At 72.3% G+C, this 20276-nt stretch carries 18 protein-coding genes and 1 tRNA gene; 8 read left to right on the top strand and 11 right to left on the bottom strand.

Annotation, left to right across the window (positions count from 1 at the left end; translation table 11 throughout):
* Positions 1-136 precede the first annotated feature (136 nt).
* On the bottom strand, positions 137-1894 hold the full coding sequence (locus F8R89_RS17725; RefSeq protein ID WP_151784890.1) for an SDR family oxidoreductase: 1758 nt from the start codon (positions 1892-1894) through the stop codon (positions 137-139).
* Positions 1895-2160: 266 nt separating this feature from the next.
* Here F8R89_RS17725 and F8R89_RS17720 point away from each other — a divergent pair, with 266 nt between their 5' ends.
* The 5 genes from F8R89_RS17720 to F8R89_RS17700 all read left to right on the top strand — a co-directional run bounded on the left by F8R89_RS17720 (position 2161) and on the right by F8R89_RS17700 (position 6097).
* On the top strand, positions 2161-3138 hold the full coding sequence (locus F8R89_RS17720) for an ABC transporter ATP-binding protein (protein ID WP_151788177.1): 978 nt from the start codon (positions 2161-2163) through the stop codon (positions 3136-3138).
* Entirely contained in the window at positions 3128-4060 is a 933-nt protein-coding gene (locus tag F8R89_RS17715; RefSeq protein WP_151784889.1) for an ABC transporter permease, read from the top strand. Before F8R89_RS17720 ends, F8R89_RS17715 begins: the two co-directional genes overlap by 11 nt.
* Positions 4061-4111: 51 nt before the next feature.
* Positions 4112-5023 (top strand): ABC transporter ATP-binding protein, encoded by a 912-nt coding sequence (locus F8R89_RS17710; RefSeq protein ID WP_151784888.1) that lies wholly within the window; start codon positions 4112-4114, stop codon positions 5021-5023.
* A gap of 9 nt (positions 5024-5032) precedes the next feature.
* A complete protein-coding gene (locus F8R89_RS17705; RefSeq protein ID WP_151784887.1) occupies positions 5033-5752 on the top strand; it encodes an ABC transporter permease subunit in 720 nt (239 codons plus the stop codon).
* A 260-nt stretch (positions 5753-6012) separates the two neighbouring features.
* Positions 6013-6097: transfer RNA gene (locus F8R89_RS17700), tRNA-Ser, on the top strand.
* A 31-nt stretch (positions 6098-6128) separates the two neighbouring features.
* Here the strand turns inward: F8R89_RS17700 and F8R89_RS17695 are convergent.
* The 9 genes from F8R89_RS17695 to F8R89_RS17655 all read right to left on the bottom strand — a co-directional run bounded on the left by F8R89_RS17695 (position 6129) and on the right by F8R89_RS17655 (position 16170).
* The gene (locus F8R89_RS17695) at positions 6129-6920 is read right to left on the bottom strand and encodes an HAD family hydrolase (protein ID WP_151788176.1); all 792 of its coding nucleotides are present in this window, start codon (positions 6918-6920) and stop codon (positions 6129-6131) included.
* A gap of 65 nt (positions 6921-6985) precedes the next feature.
* On the bottom strand, positions 6986-8263 hold the full coding sequence (gene serS, locus F8R89_RS17690) for a serine--tRNA ligase (RefSeq protein ID WP_151784886.1): 1278 nt from the start codon (positions 8261-8263) through the stop codon (positions 6986-6988).
* A 523-nt stretch (positions 8264-8786) separates the two neighbouring features.
* On the bottom strand, positions 8787-9719 hold the full coding sequence (gene pheA, locus F8R89_RS17685) for a prephenate dehydratase (RefSeq protein WP_151784885.1): 933 nt from the start codon (positions 9717-9719) through the stop codon (positions 8787-8789).
* A gap of 109 nt (positions 9720-9828) precedes the next feature.
* A complete protein-coding gene (efeB, locus tag F8R89_RS17680) occupies positions 9829-11148 on the bottom strand; it encodes an iron uptake transporter deferrochelatase/peroxidase subunit (RefSeq protein WP_151784884.1) in 1320 nt (439 codons plus the stop codon).
* A gap of 8 nt (positions 11149-11156) precedes the next feature.
* On the bottom strand, positions 11157-13169 hold the full coding sequence (locus tag F8R89_RS17675) for a copper resistance CopC/CopD family protein (protein WP_151784883.1): 2013 nt from the start codon (positions 13167-13169) through the stop codon (positions 11157-11159).
* 13 nt (positions 13170-13182) lie between these two features.
* Positions 13183-13632: a copper chaperone PCu(A)C gene (locus tag F8R89_RS17670; RefSeq protein ID WP_151784882.1), complete on the bottom strand. Its 450-nt coding sequence runs from the start codon at positions 13630-13632 to the stop codon at positions 13183-13185.
* Complete coding sequence (locus tag F8R89_RS17665; protein ID WP_151784881.1) at positions 13629-14285, bottom strand: SCO family protein; 657 nt, start codon at positions 14283-14285, stop codon at positions 13629-13631. The genes F8R89_RS17670 and F8R89_RS17665 overlap by 4 nt, the downstream gene beginning before the upstream one ends.
* Before the next feature lie 92 nt (positions 14286-14377).
* Positions 14378-15112 (bottom strand): YcnI family protein, encoded by a 735-nt coding sequence (locus tag F8R89_RS17660; protein WP_151784880.1) that lies wholly within the window; start codon positions 15110-15112, stop codon positions 14378-14380.
* 215 nt (positions 15113-15327) lie between these two features.
* Positions 15328-16170 carry a hypothetical protein gene (locus F8R89_RS17655; protein ID WP_151784879.1) on the bottom strand — a complete coding sequence of 281 codons (843 nt, stop codon included), beginning with the start codon at positions 16168-16170 and terminating at the stop codon, positions 15328-15330.
* A 222-nt stretch (positions 16171-16392) separates the two neighbouring features.
* On the opposite strand from F8R89_RS17655, the gene F8R89_RS17650 reads away from it, so the two are divergent.
* The 3 genes from F8R89_RS17650 to F8R89_RS17640 all read left to right on the top strand — a co-directional run bounded on the left by F8R89_RS17650 (position 16393) and on the right by F8R89_RS17640 (position 19004).
* Positions 16393-16842 carry an ATP-binding protein gene (locus F8R89_RS17650; protein ID WP_151784878.1) on the top strand — a complete coding sequence of 150 codons (450 nt, stop codon included), beginning with the start codon at positions 16393-16395 and terminating at the stop codon, positions 16840-16842.
* Positions 16843-17052: 210 nt separating this feature from the next.
* Positions 17053-17793 carry an ABC transporter ATP-binding protein gene (locus tag F8R89_RS17645; RefSeq protein WP_225994421.1) on the top strand — a complete coding sequence of 247 codons (741 nt, stop codon included), beginning with the start codon at positions 17053-17055 and terminating at the stop codon, positions 17791-17793.
* On the top strand, positions 17790-19004 hold the full coding sequence (locus F8R89_RS17640) for an ABC transporter permease (RefSeq protein ID WP_151784877.1): 1215 nt from the start codon (positions 17790-17792) through the stop codon (positions 19002-19004). The genes F8R89_RS17645 and F8R89_RS17640 overlap by 4 nt, the downstream gene beginning before the upstream one ends.
* 13 nt (positions 19005-19017) lie before the next feature.
* Here the strand turns inward: F8R89_RS17640 and F8R89_RS17635 are convergent, their stop codons facing one another.
* On the bottom strand, positions 19018-20253 hold the full coding sequence (locus F8R89_RS17635) for an MFS transporter (protein WP_151784876.1): 1236 nt from the start codon (positions 20251-20253) through the stop codon (positions 19018-19020).
* Positions 20254-20276 lie beyond the last annotated feature (23 nt).

Genomic DNA, 20276 nt, shown 5'->3' with positions numbered 1-20276 from the left:
GGCGAATCACGCGAACGATTTCGCGCGGGAGGTTTGGTCCACAGCCAAGTACGGTTATCCACAGGGGGAATTGGCGATCCTGTGGAGAAACGGCCGCTCCAGCCAGGGGTGTTGGGACGCGGAACCGGCCACCTGCCTACAGCCGAGGCCGTACGCGCGCGATCCTGCGCAGCGCCCTCGGGGCGAACCGCGCCAGCAGATACGACCCGCGGGCCTCCGGCGTCACCGGGACCACCGCGTCACCCCGCACCACCGCCCGCAGGATCGCGTCGGCGACCTTCTCCGCCGGGTAGTTCCGCAGGCCGTACCAGCGCGCCGACCGCTTCCGCAGCCGCCGTTCCTCCTCGGCGTCCACCCCGGCGAAGCGCGCGGTCGAGGTGATCGGCGTGTTGACGAACCCCGGGCAGATCGCCGTCACCCCGATGTCCTGGTCCGCCAGCTCCGCGCGCAGGCACTCGCTCAGCATCAGCACCGCCGCCTTGGAGGTGCTGTAGGCGGGCAGCGCCCTGGACGGCTGGTAGGCGGCGGCCGAGGCGACGTTGACGATGTGGCCGCCCTGCCCCCGCTCGGCCATCTGCCTCCCGAACAGCCGGCAGCCGTGGATGACGCCCCACAGATTGACGTCCAGGACCTGCTTCCAGTCCTCCGGGGTCGTGTCGAAGAAGGAGCCCGCCAGACCGATCCCGGCGTTGTTCACCAGGACGTCCACCACGCCGTACTCGGCGGCGACCTTCGCGGCCAGCTTCTCCATCGCCGGTCCGTCGGAGACGTCGGCCGTCTCCGCCCAGGACGCGGGCGCGCCCATCAGCCGGGCCGTCCCGGCGGTCGTCGCGGCGGCTTCGGCGTCCCGGTCCACGGCCACCACCCGCGCCCCGGCCTCGGCGAACGCGTACGCCGTGGCCCGCCCGATGCCGCTGCCCGCGCCGGTGACCAGCACCAGCTGCCCGGCGAAGCGGTCCGCGTGCCGCCCGGTCACGGGCGCCTGCTCGGGCCGCCCGTCCTCCACCGACGTCACGAACTCGGTGATCCAACCGGCCAGCCGGTCCGGGCGGGTGCGCGGTATCCAGTGCCGGGCGTCCAGGGTGCGCCGGGTCAGCCGCGGCACCCACCGCTCCAGGTCGTCGTACAGCCGCTCCGACAGGAAGACGTCCCCGAGGGGCGTGATGAGCTGGACGGGCGCGTGCGCGAAGGCGTCCTCGCGCGGGCGGCGCAGGCGCGCCCGGACGTTGTCCCGGTACAGCCACGCCCCGTGGGCCGCGTCCGACGGCAGGGACGGGGTCGGGTACCCGTCGCCGGAGACCTTCTCCAGGCGCTCCAGCATCCGCGGCCAGCGCCTGCCGAGGGGGCCGCGCCAGGCCAGCTCGGGCAGCACCGGTGTGTGCAGCGCGTACACGTACCAGGACTTGGCGCCCTGCCCGAGCACCTGCCCGAGCCGGCGCGGGGTGGGCCGGCGCAGGCGCCCGCTGATCCAGTGGCCGAAGTGGTCCAGAGACGGCCCCGACATCGAGGTGAAGGACGCGATGCGGCCCTGGGTGCGCCCGACGGTCGCGAACTCCCAGCCCTGCACCGAACCCCAGTCGTGCCCGACCAGATGCACCGGCCGGTCCGGGCTGACCGCGTCCGCCACGGCGAGGAAGTCGTCCGTCAGCTTCTCCAGCGTGAACCCGCCGCGCAGCGGACGCGGCGCCGTGGACCCGCCGTGGCCCCGGACGTCGTACAGCACGACATGGAAGCGCCCGGCGAGCAGCGCGGCGACCTCGGACCACACCTCCTTGCTGTCCGGGTAGCCGTGCACGAGGACCACCGTCGGCCGGGCGGGGTCGCCGAGCTCGGCGACGCACAGCTCGATCCCACCGGTCGCCACCCGGCGCTCGCGCGCACCCTGAAGGGTCACTTCTCCTCCGCCCCGCACCCGGTCCCCGCGTCTCCGGTCGCCGTACGTGCCCGTAACGTGACACCGGCGAATCTGACATCTGTTGGAGATCGCGTCAATGGCGCCGCCCGAGCCTGTGGAAAAGCCGCGCCTTGGGGAAAATCGGGGCTCGGCGCCTTGGACCTCAGGGTGATCCCCAGGGCCGCGTAGTCCTGGAGGCTGACCCCGAAACAGCTCTGCGGGCTGACGACCGGCGTGGCGCGGGTCACTACCTTCGTGGTGTGACTGTGATCGCGACCGAAAGCCTGAGCAAGCGGTTCCCCCGGGTGACCGCGCTTGACCGGCTGACCATGGACATCGGGCCCGGGGTGACCGGACTCGTCGGGGCCAATGGAGCCGGCAAGTCCACCATGATCAAGATCCTGCTGGGTCTGTCCCCCGCGACCGAGGGCCGTGCCGAAGTGCTCGGACTCGACGTCGCGACCAAGGGCGCCGCCATCCGCGAGCGTGTCGGCTACATGCCCGAACACGACTGCCTGCCGCCCGACGTCTCGGCCACCGAGTTCGTCGTGCACATGGCCCGCATGTCCGGCCTGCCGCCGACCGCCGCGCGCGAGCGCACCGCCGACACCCTGCGCCACGTCGGCCTGTACGAGGAGCGCTACCGCCCCATCGGCGGCTACTCGACGGGCATGAAGCAGCGCGTCAAGCTCGCGCAGGCCCTCGTGCACGACCCGCAGCTGGTCTTCCTCGACGAGCCGACCAACGGCCTCGACCCGGTCGGCCGCGACGAGATGCTCGGCCTGATCCGGCGCATCCACACCGACTTCGGCATCTCGGTCCTGGTCACGTCCCATCTGCTGGGCGAGCTCGAACGCACCTGCGACCACGTCGTCGTCATCGACGGCGGCAAGCTCCTGCGCTCCAGCTCCACCACCGACTTCACCCAGACCACCACCACCCTCGCCATCGAGGTCACCGACAGCGACGAGCACCCGGACGGCACCCGCGCGGTGCGCGACGCGCTCCACGCGCGCGGGGTCGACGTCCTCGACGGCAGCGGCGGCCTCCCCGGCGCCGGGCACATCCTGCTGCTCACCGCGGAGGGCGACGGGACCTACGACCTGGTGCGGGACGTCGTCGCCGACCTCGGCCTCGGCCTGGTCCGCATGGAGCAGCGCCGCCACCACATCTCCGAGGTCTTCCAGGACGGCGAGCAGACCGCCGGCACACAGCGGAAGGAGGCGGTCGGCCATGGCGGTTGAGCAGCCCACACGGACACCGGTCCCGCAGCCGGGTGACCAGACCCGCATCCACAACATCGGCTACCGCAGCTACGACGGCCCCCGCCTGGGCCGTTCGTACGCCACCCGCTCGCTGTACTCGCAGTCCCTGCGCGGCGCCTACGGCCTCGGCCGCTCGGTGAAGTCCAAGGTGCTGCCGATGCTGCTGTTCGTGGTGATGTGCGTGCCCGCGGCCATCATGGTGGCCGTCGCGGTCGCCACCAAGGCGAAGGACCTGCCGGTCGACTACACGCGCTACGCGATCATCATGCAGGCCGTCATCAGCCTGTACGTCGCCTCGCAGGCACCCCAGTCGGTCTCCCGCGACCTGCGCTTCAAGACCGTGCCGCTGTACTTCTCGCGGCCCATCGAGACCGCCGACTACGTCCGCGCGAAGTTCGCGGCGCTGGCCTCCGCCCTGTTCATCCTGACGGCGGCTCCCCTGCTGGTGCTGTACGTGGGCGCGTTGCTGGCCAAGCTGGACTTCGCCGAGCAGACCAAGGGCTTCGCACAAGGACTCGTCTCCGTGATTCTGCTGTCCCTGCTGTTCGCCGGCATCGGCCTGGTCATCGCGTCCGTCACCCCGCGCCGCGGCTTCGGCATCGCGGCCGTGATCGCCGTCATGACGATCTCCTACGGCGCGGTCTCCACGCTCCAGGCCATCGCCGACGCGCAGACCCTCGGCGAGGAGGGCGGCAGCGGGGCCATCGCCTGGATCGGGCTGTTCTCGCCGGTCACGCTCATCGACGGCGTGCAGTCCGCCTTCCTCGGCGCGACCTCGGCGTTCCCGGGCGGGGTCGGCCCCAGCACCGGGGAGGGCGTCGTCTACCTCGTCGTCGTCCTCGGCCTGATCGCCGCCGCCTACGGCCTCCTGCTGCGCCGCTACAAGAAGGTGGGACTGTGACCACGCCCACCCGTCTCCCGCCACCACCCTTCTAAGGAGTGGGCTGCGCCCATGAGCACTCTCTCTATCGACCACGTCTCCCGCTGGTTCGGCAACGTGGTCGCCGTCAACGACATCACCATGACGATCGGCCCCGGCGTCACCGGCCTCCTGGGCCCGAACGGCGCCGGGAAGTCCACCCTCATCAACATGATGGGCGGCTTCCTCGCCCCCTCCACGGGCACCGTCACCCTCGACGGGCAGCCCGTCTGGCGTAACGAGGCCATCTACAAGCACATCGGCATCGTCCCCGAACGCGAGGCGATGTACGACTTCCTGACCGGCCGCGAGTTCGTCGTCGCCAACGCCGAACTGCACGGGCTGGGCGCCAAGGCCGCCCAGAAGGCGCTCGCCACGGTCGAGATGGAGTACGCGCAGGACCGCAAGATCCAGACGTACTCCAAGGGCATGCGCCAGCGCGTGAAGATGGCGAGCGCCCTCGTCCACGACCCGTCGCTGCTGCTGCTCGACGAGCCGTTCAACGGCATGGACCCCCGCCAGCGCATGCAGCTGATGGACCTGCTGCGCCGCATGGGCGACGAGGGCCGCACCGTGCTGTTCTCCTCCCACATCCTCGAGGAGGTCGAACAGCTCGCCCGGCACATCGAGGTCGTGGTGGCCGGACGGCACGCGGCCAGCGGCGACTTCCGCAAGATCCGCCGCCTGATGACCGACCGCCCGCATCGCTACCTGGTGCGCTCCAGCGACGACCGCGCCCTCGCGGCCGCGCTGATCGCCGACCCGTCCACGTCCGGCATCGAGGTCGACCTCGCGGAGGGCGCGTTGCGCATCCAGGCCGTCGACTTCGGCCGCTTCACCGCCCTGCTGCCCAGGGTCGCCCGCGACCACGGCATCCGGCTGCTGACGGTCTCGCCGTCCGACGAGTCCCTCGAGTCCGTCTTCTCGTATCTGGTCGCGGCGTAGGAGGCCACAATGTACGACCCCACAGTCGCCCGGCTCACCTATCGGGCCCTGCTCGGCCGGCGCCGGGCCCTCATCCTGGGCGCGCTGCCGCTGCTGCTCATCGTGATCGCCGTGGCCGTCCGCGGACTCGCGGGAGCCGACGACCAGACCGCGTCCGACCTGCTCGGCGGGCTCGCGCTCGCCACCATGGTGCCGATCATCGGCGTCATCGCCGGCACCGGTGCCATCGGCCCGGAGATCGACGACGGCTCGGTGGTGTACCTGCTGTCCAAGCCGGTGAAGCGGCCCACGATCATCTTCACCAAACTGATCGTGGCGATCGCCGTGACCATGGTGTTCTCGGCGCTGCCGACGTTCGTCGCGGGCTTCGTCCTCAACGGCAACGGCCAGCAGATCGCCGTCGCCTACACGGTGGCCGCGCTCGTCGCCTCCATCGCCTACGCCGCGCTGTTCCTGCTCCTCGGCACGGTGTCCCGGCACGCCGTGGTGTTCGGCCTCGTCTACGCGCTCGTCTGGGAGGCGCTGTTCGGCTCCCTGGTGCCGGGCGCGCGCACCCTGAGCGTCCAGCAGTGGTCGCTGGCGGTGGCGGAGAAGGTCGCCGGCGGCGAGATGGTCACCTCGGACGTCGGTCTGACGACGGCCACGGTGCTGCTGGCGCTGGTGACCGTGCTGGCCACCTGGTACGCCGGCCAGAAGCTGCGCTCCCTGACCCTCGCCGGCGAGGAGTGAGCGCACCCGGTTTATTCGGTGGCGCCCAAGTCGGCGTCCCGGCACCATGGTTGTGCCGAGGGCGCCGGCCGGGTCCGGCGCCACCGTCTGGGAGAGGAGCTGAGCGATGTCCCTGCACGACAGTCCGTTCAGCTCCCGTCAGGGCGTCCCGCGGCGGGTTCCGGTGTAGTTACCCCACCGTCGAGCCCGCTTCCGCAGGGGAGCCGCCCGGGGCGGCCGCTTCGAGCACGCGATGTCGCTCTCGCGTGGGCCGCCCACCCGGAGGATTGGCCGAGAGGTAAGGCACCGGCTTGCTGAGCCGCGGTCGGGGGAGACCCCGCGCACGTTCGATCCGTGCATCCTCCTCAAGAGACACGCGCACGAACGCCCACGGGGCTCAGCCCAGCAGGCGCTCCAGGACGACCGCGATGCCGTCCTCCTCGTTGGAGGCCGTCACCTCGTCCGCGACCGCCTTGAGTTCCGCGTGGGCGTTGGCCATGGCCACGCCGTGCGCGGCCCACGCGAACATCGGGATGTCGTTCGGCATGTCGCCGAAGGCGATCGTGTCCGCGGCCTTCACGCCGAGCCGGCGGGCCGCCAGGGACAGCCCGGTCGCCTTGGACAGCCCCAGGGGCAGCAGCTCCACGATGCCCTCGCCGGCCATCGCCACCGTGACGAAGCCGCCCGCCGCCCGGCGGGCCGCCTCGGCCAGCTCGTCGTCCGACAGCTCGGGATGCTGTATGTAGATCTTGTTCAGCGGGGCGCTCCACAGGTCGGAGGCGTCCGTGAACGGCGTCGAGGGCAGCGCGCCCGTCAGCGCGTACCCCGGGCCGACCAGCACGTCCCCGTCCAGGCCGTCCCGGCTCGCCGCCAGGTACAGCGGGCCGACCTCGGCCTCGATCTTGGCCAGCGCGACACCCCCGAGCTGCCGGTCCAGCGTCACGGACGTCAGCAGGCGGTTCTCCCCGGCGTGGTACACCTGCGCGCCCTGCCCGCACACCGCGAGCCCCTGGTATCCCAGGTCCTGGAGGATGTGCCGGGTCCACGGGACACCGCGGCCGGTGACGACGAGGTGCGCGGCACCCGCCTCGGTGGCCGCGGCGAGCGCGTCACGGGTGCGCTGCGAGACCGACTCGTCGGAGCGCAGCAGCGTCCCGTCCAGATCGGTCGCGATCAGCTTGTACGGCAGGCCGCCGCGGCCGGCCGGAAGACCGGCCGCGGAGCCCTCGGTGTCGTCGGCGCAGGCGGTGCCAGTCACTTGGCCACCGGCTCCAGGACCTCGCGGCCGCCCAGGTACGGGCGCAGGACCTCGGGGACCCGGACGGAGCCGTCGGCCTGCTGGTGGTTCTCCAGCAGGGCCACGATCGTGCGCGGGACGGCGCACAGGGTGCCGTTGAGCGTGGCGAGCGGCTTGACCTGCTTGCCGTCACGGACGCGGATCGACAGGCGGCGCGACTGGAACTCGGTGCAGTCCGACGTGGACGTCAGCTCGCGGTACTTGCCCTGCGTCGGGATCCACGCCTCGCAGTCGAACTTGCGGGACGCCGACGAGCCCAGGTCGCCCGAGGCGACGTCGATGACGCGGAACGGCAGCTCCAGCGACGTCAGCCACTGCTTCTCCCACTCCAGCAGGCGCCGGTGCTCGGCCTGGCTGTCCGCCGGGTCGACGAAGGAGAACATCTCCACCTTGTCGAACTGGTGGACGCGGAAGATGCCCCGGGTGTCCTTGCCGTGCGAGCCGGCCTCACGGCGGAAGCAGGGCGAGAAGCCCGCGTACCGCAGGGGCAGCTGGTCGGCGTCGAGGATCTCGTCGCGGTGGTAGGAGGCGATGGCGACCTCGGAGGTGCCCACCAGGTAGAGGTTGTCCTTCTCCAGGAAGTAGACGCCGTCGGCGTCCTGTCCCAGGTAGCCGGTGCCGGCCATCGACTCGGGGCGCACCAGCGCGGGCGTCAGCATCGGCGTGAAGCCGGCCGCTGTGGCCTGGGCGATCGCCGCGTTCACCAGGGCGAACTCCAGGAGGGCGCCGACGCCGGTGAGGAAGTAGAAGCGGGAGCCGGAGACCTTGGCGCCGCGCTCGACGTCGATCGCGCCGAGCAGGGAGCCGAGCTCCAGGTGGTCCTTCGGCTCGAAGCCCTCGGCCGCGAAGTCACGGATCTCGCCGTGCGTCTCCAGCGTGACGAAGTCCTCCTCGCCACCGACCGGGACGTCGGGGTGCACGAGGTTGCCGAGCTTGGCCAGCAGCTCCTGGGTCTCCGCCGCGGCGGCGTCGCGCTCGGCGTCGGCGGCCTTGACGTCGGCGGCCAGCTGGCTCGCCTTCTTCAGCAGCTCCGCCTTCTCGTCCCCGGACGCCTTGGGGATGAGCTTGCCGAGCTGCCTCTGCTGGGCGCGGAGTTCGTCGAAGCGGACGCCGGACGACCTGCGCCGCTCATCGGCGGACAGGAGGGAGTCGACGAGCGCGACGTCCTCTCCACGGGCGCGCTGCGAGGCGCGCACTCGGTCGGGGTCCTCACGGAGCAGGCGAAGGTCAATCACGTGCCCCAGGCTACCGGGGCGCGGCGGGAGCCCACGACTCACTATTCCGGAACGCGGCTTACGTTGCGTTATGGGGGAATTGCGAGCCGTGTCAATAAAGTGCGACAGGCTCCCTGGAAGAAGCACTTGCGGGGCGGGTCGTTGACTCGATTCCCTTGCGGGGAGCGGGACTTGAGGGGTTCTTGTCCACAGGCATTCCCAGGCTCCGAAAAGTTATCCACAGGCTGTGTGGAAGAACTGTGGATGTCGGAATCGATCACTCCGCAACATGGTGATCACGTCGAAGATTCCCAGGGCAAACCCGCCTCACCCGTACCTTTGGGGGGAAAGTGGTCGCCCCAAAGGATGGCGCAAGGGAAAAGGGTGGACGAAGGGTGATGTGCGTGAAGGTGGACGCGGAGAGACGCTGAGGACCGATTTGTCGACAGACTTACCCTTGTCTGTCGACTTGTCCCCAGGTCGAGAAGCGGACCTGTGGAAAACTTCTGTGGATAACGACTATCAGCAGGTAGGACCGCGTGGCTCAGAAGCGCCCGTCCTGGCAGCGCGCCACCCAGTCCGCCGCCGCCACGAACTCGTCGTCCGACGTCCCGAGGCGCGGCGGCTCCACGTCCGACGGCCTCAGGTCCGCCCGCGGGTACGAGCCCAGGAACCGCACCTGCAGACAGATCCGCTTCAGCCCCATCAGCGCCTCCGCGACCCGGCGGTCGGAGATGTGTCCCTCGGCGTCGATGCAGAAGCAGTAGTTGCCGATGCCCGCACCCGTCGGACGGGACTGGAGCAGCATCAGGTTGATCCCGCGGGTGGCGAACTCGCCGAGCAGGTCCCGCAGCCCACCGGGGTGGTCGTCCCGCTGCCACAGCACCACCGACGTCTTGTCCGCCCCGGTCGGCGCGGCGGGCCGGGCGGGCCGGCCGACCAGCACGAACCGCGTCTGCGCGTTCTCCGCGTCGTGGATCCCCGTCTCCAGCGCCACCAGGCCGTACCGGGCGGCGGCGAACTCACCGGCGAAGGCGGCGTCGTACTGGCCCTCCTGGACCAGACGCGCGGCGTCCGCGTTCGACGCGGCGGACTCCCAGTGGGCGTCCGGGAGGTTGTTCTTCAGCCAGTTGCGCACCTGGGGCTGCGCCGCCGGATGAGCGGAGACCGTCTTGATGTCCGACAGCCCGGTGCCCGGCCTGACCAGCAGCGCGAAGGTGATCGACAGCAGCACCTCGCGGTAGATCATCAGCGGCGCGCCCGCGACCAGCTCGTCGAGCGTGGTCGTGATGCCGCCTTCCACGGAGTTCTCGATCGGTACGAACGCGGCCTCCGCCTCGCCGACGCGCACGGCGTCGAGCGCGGACTGCACGGACACGTACGGGATCAGCTCCCGGGTCGCGGCCTCGGGAAGCGTGCGCAGGGCGACCTCGGTGAAGGTGCCCTCGGGGCCCAGATAGGCATAGCTCGCTGGCATGACCTCACCCTAATGGGCCTGGCGAAACCGGGCGTGCGCCTTCGCGCCCCAGCCACCCGCGAGGGCGACACCAACCCCTCGAGGCAGGGCGACCCCGCGCCGGGCAGGGTCACCCCTCCAGCAGCCGCTGCCCCACGTACTCCCCCTCGGCCGCCCCGCCCGGCACCGCGAACAGGCCGCTCGCCTCGTGCCGGATGTACCGCGACAGCGCGTCGCCCCGGTCGAGCTTGCGCTGGAGGGGGACGAAGCCGCGCAGCGGGTCGGCCTGCCAGCAGATGAAGAGCAGACCGGCGTCCGGCACACCGTCGGCGTCGATGCCGTCGTGGTACGAGAAGGGCCGGCGCAGGATCGCCGCCCCGCCGTTCTGGTCGGGCCGGGTGATCCGCGCGTGGGCGTTGAGCGGGACGACCAGGTTCCCCGCCCGGTCCGTCTTCTCCAGGTCCATCTCGGTCGTCTCGGTGCCGCCCGTCAGCGGCGCCCCGTCGGCCTTGCGGCGCCCGATGACCTCCTCCTGCTCCTTGGCGGAGAGCTGCTCCCAGTCGTCGAGGAGCATCCGGATCCGGCGTACGACGGCGTAGGAGCCGTTCGCCATCCACGCCGGGTCCTGCGAGCCGGACTCCGGGACGAAGATCCGCCGGTCGAAGTCGGCGTCGGCCGGCTTCGGGTTGCGGGTGCCGTCCACCTGGCCCATCAGATTGCGGGCCGTCATGGGGTGCGCGGTGGCTCCGGGGGACCGGTTGAAGCCGTTCATCTGCCAGCGGACCCGGGCGGCCCGGCCGGCGTCCTTCTGGACCGCCCGCAGCGCGTGGAAGGCGACCAGCGCGTCGTCGGCGCCGATCTGCACCCACAGGTCGCCGTTGCCGCGTGCCTTGTCCAGCCGGTCGGAGGAGAACTCCGGCAGCGGGTCCAGGGCGACCGGGCGCTGCTTCTCCAGACCGGTCCGGGCGAAGAAGCTGTGCCCGAAGCCGAAGGTGATCGTCAGGGAGGACGGTCCGGCGTCCAGGGCGACCCCGGTGTCGTCCTCCCGGGCGGCCTCGCCCGCCATCAGCCGCCGGGCCGTCTCCGACCAGCGGCGCAGCAGTGCCGCCGCCTCCTTGCGCCCGGCGCCCGGCGCCAGGTCGAAGGCGACGAGATGACCCCGGGCCTGGAGCCGCTGGACGATGCCGGGCTGATGTTTCCCGTGAAACATCACCTCGCCGGACCCCACCGAGCTGAGCGGGGTCGCCCCGGCCGGACGGGCGGCGTAGCCGGCCGCCCCGCCCGCCGCGCCCAGCACCAGGCCGGTCGCCCCGGCGGTCCCGAGCAGCCGGCGCCGCGAAAGCCCGCCCGTGGCCGGGTTCCCGGTGGCGCCCGCCTCGGGGACGCCGGCGTCGGAGCCGACGGCGTCGGCCCGCGTGCGGTGGGCCTGGGGGAGGGACTGGTCGGTCATGGTGCGGTTCAGCCGATCTGCGCGTTCTTGGAGACGGTCGCCTGGTCGATGTCGGAGGTGCGCACGGTCACGGCGACCTTCCAGTCGCCGGCCATCGGGATCTGCACCCCGCTCGCCGACCAGTGTCCGGTGGAGATGTGGTCCGGGACGACGGGCAGCGGCCCGATGTCCTGCTCCTCCAGGGTGAAGGCGATCTTCACCTCGGGGATGTCGAAGGCACGCCCGTTGGGCCGCAGCACATAGACGTGCAGCTCGTTGGAGCCCGGGCGCGCGGGGTCGAGGTCGATCCGCACGACGCCCTTGCCGTCCTCGCCGCCGGTGTCGAACGACATGTCCAGGGTGAGCGCCCCGGCCGCGTTCGCGTCCTCGGTCGCGGACGAGGTGGCCGCCGCGGCCTGCTCCTCGGTACGGCCCGGCTCGGTCGACGTCAGCATGGTCGTGACGGCGAGCAGGGCGACGGCGACCGCCGCCTCGGCGAGCACCGAGCGGCGCAGCCCGGAACGGTTCGGGTCGGCGTCGCGCTCCCGCTTGCGCCGGGCGGTGTCGATGGCGGCCCGCTGCCGGGCGAGCTGCGCGGCCCGCTCGGAGTCGGCGTCGGTGCCGTCGGAACCGTCGGAGCCGCTGGGACCGGCCCCACCGGCGGCACCGCCCCCGGAGGCACCCGTCGCCGCGGCGGACGCACCGGCACCCGTGGAGACGTGCTCCTTCTCGGCACCGTCCTCCTCGGCCCCCTCGCCCTTCCCGGCCCCCCCGTCCTCCGTCACCGTCCCGGCGTCCACCTCCGCCACGCCGACGTCCGCCAGCCGTGCCGTCCACCGGCGCGATATCCACGCGATGCCGACCAGCAGCACCACGAGCCCGATCTTGACGAGCAGCAGCTGCCCGTACCGGGTACCGGTGAACGCCGACCACGATCCGAGCTGCCGCCAGGACTGGTAGATCCCGGTGGCGACGAGCGTCAGCACGCTGCCGAACGCCAGCCGCGAGAAGCGCCGTACGGCCGCCGCGTCGAGAGGGGTCTCCGCGGGCGCCCGGTACAGGGCCGTCAGCAGCGCGGTCAGCCCGCCCAGCCAGCCCGCGACGGCCAGCAGGTGCAGTACGTCCACCGGCATGGCCAGCCCCGGCTGGAGCCCGGTCGAGGCGTGCTCGGACATCGCCCAGCTCGCCGCGAGCCCCGCCGCGACGACGGTCCCGCCGATCGCGAGCCCGAAGGTGAGGTCCCGCTTCTCCTCGTCGTCCCGCTTGTCGTACGCCCCGAACAGCACCGCGATGAACAGCGCCGCCGCGGCGAGCAGCAGCAGCCGGGAGACGAGCGCCGCGCCGGTCTTGGTCTGGAGGACCTGCCCGAGCAGGTCCAGATCGAAGATGTCGCCGACCTTCCCGCTGCCGGTGTAGGAGCCGCGCACGAGCAGCAGCCCGAGCGTGGCCGCCGTCAGCGCGAGCCAGCCGGACACCACGAGCCGCTGCATCGACCGCACGGCCGTCCCGCGCCGCCAGCAGCCCAGCACGAACGCGGCCCCGCCGACCAGGACGATGAACCCGGCGTACGACACGTACCGGCCGAAGCCGTAGAGCACGCCGACGACCCCGCCGCCCGCGGTCTGCCCGTCGACCGAGACGGACGTCTTCGACGGCGCGCCGATCGAGAAGGTGTAGGCCCCGGCGACCGGATGGCTGTCCTCGGACACCACCTGGTAGGTGACGGTGTACGTGCCGTCGGGCAGACCGCCGTGCAGCTTCACGGCGTAGGTTGTGCCGCCGGTGCCGGCGGGGTCGCCGCTGTCCACGCGCTTGCCCTTGGGGTCGAGGACCCGCAGGGAGTCGTCGGACAGGGCGACCTTCTCGGAGAAGGTCAGCGATATCCGCTCCGGGGCCTTGTCCACCACCGCCCCCTGCCGGGGGTCGCTGCCGGTCAGCGCGGCGTGCGCGGAGACCGGGCCGGCGCCGGCGAGGAGCAGGCCGGTGGCGGCCAGGAGCAGCAGCACCAGCGTCCGGACCCGGGGGGCGATGGTTGACGTCAAGGCGATCTCTCCCTCAGTGTCCGGTCTTCGGGCTGTACGTCGCGGACTTCACCGGGATCTCGACCGTGACGGTGCCCGACTCCGCGAAGTGGAGCTGCACCGTCACCTTCTCGCCCTGCCGCGGCTTCCGCTTCAGCTTTTCGAACATCAGATGGTTGGCGCCGCTGCGGAACACGAGGGTGCCGTGTGCGGGGACCGTGAGGTCCTTCGCCTCCCGCATCGCCGAGTCGACCGTCTCGTGGGCGGTGACCTCGCCGATGTCGCTGGTCACGGAGGTCAGTTCGTCCTCCGTGCCGCCCGCGTTGGTCACCGTCAGAAAGCCGGCCGCCATCGAGTCGGACACCGGCTGCGGCATGTAGGCGCCGCTGACGGACAGGTCGGCCGCCGAGTCGTCCCCGGAGCCGCAGCCCGCGAGGAGCAGCGCCCCGGCCAGGAGCGCGACGGGTGCGACGCGACGGCTCACGGCCGGGCCCCCTTGATCAGCGCCGGGAGGTCCTTGGTGTAGTCGTCCACGGTGGCGTCCTCGGTGTAGAGGACGTACCCGGCGTCGGTCTTCGGGGAGAACGCGACGACCTGGGTGCCGTGGGTGGAGACGACCTTGCCGTTCTTGTCCTTGTGCGGCGCCTCGATGGTGATGCCGAGGGTGCGGGCGCCGGCCTGGACGGTGTCGAAGTCACCGGTCAGGCCCACGACCTGGGGGTCGATGCCCTTGAGCCACTTGCCGAGCGCGGCGGAGGTGTCCCGTTCCGGGTCGGTGGTGACGAAGACGATCCGCAGCTCGTCCTGCTGGGCCTTGGGCAGCTGCTTCTTGGCCACGGCGATGTTGCTCATCGTGGTCGGGCAGACGTCGGGGCAGTTGGTGTAGCCGAAGTAGATCAGCGTGGGCTTGCCCGCCGTCTCCTTGCGCAGGTCGTACTTCTCGCCGTGGGTGTCGGTGAGGACCAGGTCCGGCTTCTCGAACGGCTTGTCGAGGACGATGGCGGCCTTGTCGGAGCCGGTCTCCTCGGAGACCACGGTCACCGGCGAGGCGTCGTCGCCGTCACCGCCGCCGCACGCGGTCAGGGTCAGGGTGGCGGCGGCGAGCAGGGCCGCCGCCGCGAAGGTCTTCTTACGCATGTGCAGTCTCCCGCGGGACGCCCCCGGCCCCCGCCCGGCGTGCGCCGGGGACAGGGAGCCGGGGACGACCCGACGTATGGGTTCGGGACGGGTCAGGCGGTGGTGCGCCGACGGCCGGCGAGCACGCCGTAGGCCACGCCCAGTGCGCCGACGACGATGCCGACCACGCCCAGGACGCGGGCGGTGGTGTCGCTGCTGTCGGCGGGCTCGGCGGCGGACGTCTTCGCGGAGGCGGCCTCGGCGTCGCCGGAGCCCTTGCCGGCGGAGGCCGAGCCGTGGTGGCCGCCCTCCTCGGCGGCGGACAGCTGGAGCACGGGCGCCGGGTTGTCGGGCTCCTCCTGGCCCTCCTGCGGCACCTCGATCCAGCGGACGACCTCCTTGTTGGAGTACGTCTGCACCGCCTTGAAGACGAGCTGGTCGGTGTCCTCGGGGAGGGTGCCGACGGACAGGGGGAACTTCTGGAAGAAGCCTGGCTCGACGCCCTTGCCGTCCGCGGTCCAGGTGACCTTGCTGACGGCCTCGGTGATCTTCTTGCCGTGCAGCTCCAGCGGCTTCTTCAGGGTGGACTTGGTGACCTCGGCCTTCCAGCCGGGCACCGGCTGCGGCATCACGGACGCCAGCGGGTGGTCGGTCGGGAAGGTGACCTCGAGCTTGGTGGTCGAGGCGTTGTCGCGCTCGTTGGGCACCTTGAAGTCGACGACCGCGTAACCGCCCTTGGCGGCCTCGCCCTCCGGCTGCACGCTGACATGGGCGAACGCGGGCGCGGACAGGGCGAGCACGGCGGTGCCGGCGAGGGTGCCGGCGGCGGCGAGACGAGAGGCCTTCATTCGGAGCACTCCACTGTGGGTGAGATACGGGTTTTCCGGTGGTGAAGAGGAGTACGCGTGCGCGGAGGTGCCTGATCAGGGGTGATCGGCGGGAAACCGGCGCACCGTGACCGGCGTGCCGTACCGCCCCTCGGTCGGGGACGGGCGCACGCGCGCGTGCCGCACGACGGCGGCCTCTTCACACCCCCGCGGGGTGGAGTGGTGGTCGCGTCGTGTCAGGCGGCGAGGCAGAGCGCGGCGGCGGCCGGCGGGCCGCGTCTGATCACGGTGTGCTGGAGGACGACGGTGCGCGGGGCGGGGAGGGCGTGTCCCTCGGCCCGCGGAGGACGCGGGCCCGCCTCGGGCGCGCCGGGCAACCCGGCGCGCAGGGCCCGTACCAGCGCGAGCGCCCCGCGCAGGGAACGCACGAGTGCGCCCTCGGCGACCGCGTGCGCCGACAGCGCGGACATCTCGGCGAGCCGCAGCACCGCCAGGTCCCCGCGCCGCAGCAGCCACCCGGCGACGAGCGCCGCGAGCAGGTGGCCGAGCAGCATCGGCAGGGACGGCAGCAGCGACACGGACGTCGCGTCCACGGCCGAGGCCATGGAGTCCGCGTGGACGTGCGCGGCGTGCGTTCCGGTCCCCGGCGCGATCCGCGCGTCGGTGAGGATCCGCTCGGCCTGCACGGGACTGATCGCCGCGGCGGCGGTCCCGCAGACGAGCCGCGCCGCCTGTTCGACGAGCGCCGCGTCGGACGCCGGACCGGAGGAGGTGCCGGAGGTCGCCCCGGCCGTCACCGCCCCGTGCTGCCCGAGCCCGAACAGCGTGTGCAGGACGGTCTGTCCACCGGCGAGCAGCGCGGCCGTACCGGGCAGCGAGCGCACCCGGCCGGTGAGCGGCACCGTGACGAGGAGGACCCCCAGGAACCCGGCGCCCAGCGTCCACAGCGGGACCGAGGCGCACGAGCCGAGCGCGTGCCCGACCCCGGCCAGCACGACGCAGACCGCGGCGAAGACCGCGGCCCGCGGTACCCGGAGATCGCTTCCGGCGCGCGCTGTGCGCGGGTGGGGGGCAGACATGGCGGGCTCATCATCGCACTGGCCCCAGGGCCGCCATACGGCAGGTCCGCAAGATGACATACAGCCGGAAGATCACGTTCTGGTGTGGCCCGCCACCACATACACCGATTCACGCATAGGCGCATCGACCATATGGGCGGCGTCACGTCACGGATGTGCTTACGGGCGGTCACTCGCGGCAATACGTATCGGTATGTCGAGCCGCGGCCAGGAGGCTGGAGCATGAGCATCTGGTGGTCACTCCATCTGCGGCGCGATGCCGCGAGCGTGCCGCTCGCCCGGCGCCTGCTCATGGGCACCATGGAGACCGCGGGGGTGGACCCCGACGTCTCCTACGACCTCTCCGTCGCCCTCAGCGAGGCCTGCGCGAACGCCGTCGAGCACGGCGGCGCCACCACCCCCGACGGCTCGCCCCAGGCGTACCGCGTCACGGCCTACCTCGACGGCGAGCGGTGCCACATCGAGGTCGCCGACTCCGGCCCCGGCTTCACCCCACCCCGCCGCGCCACCCGCCAGGCCGCCTCCGACGCCGAGCACGGCCGGGGCCTGTGCCTCATCGAAGAACTCGCGGACCACGTCCACTTCGGCACCCCGACGGGCCGCACCGGCGCCGTGGTCAGCTTCGAGAAGATCCTCAAGTGGCGGAACGACGCACCGTTGATGGCGGTGTAGCGCCGGCGGCGACCGCCTGAACCGGGCCGCCCGCGAACACCGGCGCGGAACCCGGGATGCCTCATCACCGTCTACGACTACGCGCTGGTCGTACGGGCCTCTGTGCTGCGCGGCGGCGCACCGGACGCGGCTCTGCCGGATCGGCAACCGCACGGCGCCATGGGCTGGTTGCCGGCCGCGATCCCGAGGACGAAAGTGAGCGAGAGTCCGGTGAGCGTAGTGCTGCGCGCGGAGGGCGTGGGCAAGTCCTACGTCCTGCGCGGAAGGAGGGTCGACGTCCTGCACGGCGTCGACCTCGCCGTGAGGAAGGGTGAGGTCACCGCCCTGGTCGGCCACTCGGGCTCCGGCAAGACCACACTTCTGCACATCCTCGGGCTGCTGACCCCGCCGGACAGCGGCCGGGTGTTCGTAAAGGGCGTCCACGGCACGGGCCCCGTCGACACGACGGATCTGTCGGACGGAGCGCTGGCGGATCTGCGCCGCGGCACGCTCGGGTTCGTGTTCCAGTCGTACAACCTGCTGCCCCAGCACTCGGCGCTGCGCAACGTCCTCCTGCCGTTCACCGGCCGCCGCCGCGAAGGCGAGACACGCGCACGCGAGCTGCTGGCACGGGTGGGACTCGCGGAGCGTGCCGACCATCTGCCCAGCGAACTGTCGGGCGGCGAGCAGCAGCGGGTGGCCCTGGCGCGGGCGCTGATCAACGACCCGCCCGTGGTGCTGGCCGACGAGCCGACCGGGAACCTCGACACGGAGAGCGAGGAGGTGCTCCTCGGTCTCTTCCGGGAGCTGGCGGACGAGGGCCGCGCGGTGCTGCTCGTGACGCACAACCCGGCCGTGTCCGACGCTGCGGACGTGGTGCACCGCCTGGACAAGGGCAGGCTCGCCGGCCCGGCCGACGGCGTACGGGCGAAGACCGGCGCCGAACGTGTGGAGACGGAGAGCCCCGAATGAACACCTTCAGTCTCGCACTGGCCAACGTCCGCGCCCTGCGCCGCCGCCTGTTCGGACTCGTGGCCCTGGTCTCCGTCGCCGCCGCCGTCTGCCTCGGCGCACTCGGCATCGCCGCCCGGGCGCAGGGCGCCACCGACACGGGCGTCAAGGAGAGCAGCGCCAACCGCAGCATCACCGTCGACAAGCCCGACGGACGCCCCGACACCCCGCAGCTGACCGACCGGACCGCCGCCCGGCTCGCGAAGCTGCCGCACGTCGAGTCGGTTCAGCACCGGGCACAGGTGTCGTTCGGCGTGCTGACCGAGACCGGCGACACCGTCCTGCTGTACGCGACGACCCACCGGCCGGCGCTCACCCCGCCGGTCACCAAGTCGGTACGGAAGAACCTCTTCCCGCTGCGCCCCGGCGAACTCGTGGCCCCGGCCGCCGCCCAGGGAGTCGACCTGAGCAACCTGGTCGGCCAGAAGATCGACGTCGAGACGACTCGCTACGTAAGGCAGGGCGAGGGCACCGGAGTCACCGGCAAGGCCCGCCTCGTCGGTGTGTACGACCCGACCTGGCAGCTGGACAACCCCGGTGCCGCGTACGCCGCCGACGACACCGTGATCGAGTGGGCGGCACAGCGGTCCGGGGAACCGGTGGACAGCTACGTGTCCACCATCGGCTACGACCAGCTGACCGTGGTCGCGAAGACGGCGGCGGACGTGCCGGCCGTGATGGAGTCCGTGCAGCGACTGGGCTATCCGGCGGTCACCCTCCAGCAGCAGCTCGAGGCGCTCCCCGCCGTGCTGGAGATGATCAGGCTGGTCGGCCAGGTGCTGCTCGGGGTGCTCGGGGTGCTCGCGTTCGTCGGCGCGGTCACCGTGACCGGCGCACTGTCCCGGCAGCGCGCGCAGGAGATCGGCATTCTCAAGGCGGTCGGCTTCCGTACCAGGTCGGTCCTGATGCTGGTCACGGAGATGGCCCTGGTCGGCGCCGTGGCCGCGCTGATCGGCGCCGTGCTCGGCGCGGCACTGGGCAGCGGCGCCGCCGCCCTGCTGCGGGGCAGCGCGGACCTGGCGCCGTACGTCGACGGCTGGGTGCCGCTGCCGTCCGCGCCCACCCTGCTCCTGCTCCTCGGCCTGACGGTGCTGGTGGTGGCGATCGGTTCGCTGGCCCCCGCCCGCAGAGCGGCGAGCATGTCCCCCACCGACGCGATGAAGGACTGGTGACCCACCTGGTCCCTCACGCAACCGGCACCGCCACGGGCTCCTCCCCCCGCCCCGCCCCCCGCCGCCCCAGCGCGTGCCGCGCCGCCGGCCCCATCGCGTAGGACGCCGCCAGCATCACCGCGCCCAGCGCCAGCCAGCCCGCGGTGCCCCCGTCCACGAGCAGGGACGTCAGCAGGAGCGGGCCGAGGGTCCGGGCGACGGTGACGCCGGTTCCGAAGAGGCCCTGGTACTCCCCGGTGCGACCCTGCGGGGCCAGGTCGAAGGACAGCTGCCAGGACCCCGCCGACTGCCCCATCTCGGCGACCACCTGGAGCACCGCGCCCAGCACCAGCACGCCGGCGCCGACCCACAGCGGGGCCCCCGCGCTCAGGGCGAACGCGCCGCACGCGGCCAGCATCACCCAGGCGGCCCGGCGGATCGCCCGGGTCGCCGTCGCCGGACCCGTGACCCCGCGCGCCACCCGCACCTGGAACGCCATCACGGCACCGGTGTTGAGCACGAACAGCGCGGAGACCATCCAGGCCGGGGCGTCGGTCCGCCGCGTGATCCACAGCGGCAGTACGAGACTGAGCAGCGGAAGCCGCAGCAGCAGCACGGTGTTGAGCAACGCCAGCACCGCGTACGGCCGGTCCCGCAGCACCCCGAGCTTCCCGGTCCGCCGCGCGGCCCCGGCCCGGACGGCGGGCAGCCGCAGCAGCAGCCCCGCGCACAGCAGGAAGCTCAGCCCGTCCAGCGTGAACACCGCCAGGTACGCCGTCCGCGTCCCGGCGTGCAGCGCGAGCCCGCCGAGCCCGGCCCCCACCGCCAGACCGGCGTTCAGCGTCGACTGCAGATGCGCCAGCAGCCCCGTGCGCTCCCCGGCCGACACCAGCCCGGCGAGCAGCGCCTGACGGGCCGCCGCGAGGCCGGACTGCGCGGCGGCGTACACGCAGGCGACCAGCACGAACGGCAGGAAGCCGCGCACCACCGTGAAGGACGCCACCGCCAGCCCGGTCGCCAGGGCCAGCAGCACCGCCGTCCCGCGCGGCCCGCGCCGGTCGGCGAGGCGCCCCAGCGGCACCCCGGCCAGCGAGCCGACCGCCCAGCCGACGGTCAGCCCGAGGCCCACACGGGCGGGGCCGAGCCCCACGATCTGGGTGAAGTACAGCGCGGACGTCGTGTAGTAGGCGCCGTCGCCGACCGAGTTGCTCAACTGGGCCAGGGCGAGGACGCGGCGGGGACCGGCGGGCGGGAGGAGTCGCGTGGTCATAGGACGACCGTAGAGTCGCGGTG

It is taken from the genome of Streptomyces sp. SS1-1 (assembly GCF_008973465.1).
Taxonomy (GTDB): domain Bacteria; phylum Actinomycetota; class Actinomycetes; order Streptomycetales; family Streptomycetaceae; genus Streptomyces.
The sequence above is the reverse complement of the archived record's forward strand: the minus strand, read 5'-3'. Positions and strand labels throughout refer to the sequence as shown.

Excerpts from the sequence above, each read along its gene's own strand:
- F8R89_RS17640 (WP_151784877.1), top strand. The coding sequence starts at position 17,790 with ATGAACACCTTCAGTCTCGCACTGGCCAACGTCCGCGCCCTGCGCCGC.
- pheA (WP_151784885.1), bottom strand. The coding sequence starts at position 9,719 with ATGCCAGCGAGCTATGCCTATCTGGGCCCCGAGGGCACCTTCACCGAG.
- F8R89_RS17705 (WP_151784887.1), top strand. The coding sequence starts at position 5,033 with ATGTACGACCCCACAGTCGCCCGGCTCACCTATCGGGCCCTGCTCGGC.
- F8R89_RS17665 (WP_151784881.1), bottom strand. The coding sequence starts at position 14,285 with ATGCGTAAGAAGACCTTCGCGGCGGCGGCCCTGCTCGCCGCCGCCACC.
- efeB (WP_151784884.1), bottom strand. The coding sequence starts at position 11,148 with ATGACCGACCAGTCCCTCCCCCAGGCCCACCGCACGCGGGCCGACGCC.
- F8R89_RS17650 (WP_151784878.1), top strand. The coding sequence starts at position 16,393 with ATGAGCATCTGGTGGTCACTCCATCTGCGGCGCGATGCCGCGAGCGTG.
- F8R89_RS17715 (WP_151784889.1), top strand. The coding sequence starts at position 3,128 with ATGGCGGTTGAGCAGCCCACACGGACACCGGTCCCGCAGCCGGGTGAC.
- F8R89_RS17655 (WP_151784879.1), bottom strand. The coding sequence starts at position 16,170 with ATGTCTGCCCCCCACCCGCGCACAGCGCGCGCCGGAAGCGATCTCCGG.
- F8R89_RS17635 (WP_151784876.1), bottom strand. The coding sequence starts at position 20,253 with ATGACCACGCGACTCCTCCCGCCCGCCGGTCCCCGCCGCGTCCTCGCC.
- F8R89_RS17710 (WP_151784888.1), top strand. The coding sequence starts at position 4,112 with ATGAGCACTCTCTCTATCGACCACGTCTCCCGCTGGTTCGGCAACGTG.
- F8R89_RS17660 (WP_151784880.1), bottom strand. The coding sequence starts at position 15,112 with ATGAAGGCCTCTCGTCTCGCCGCCGCCGGCACCCTCGCCGGCACCGCC.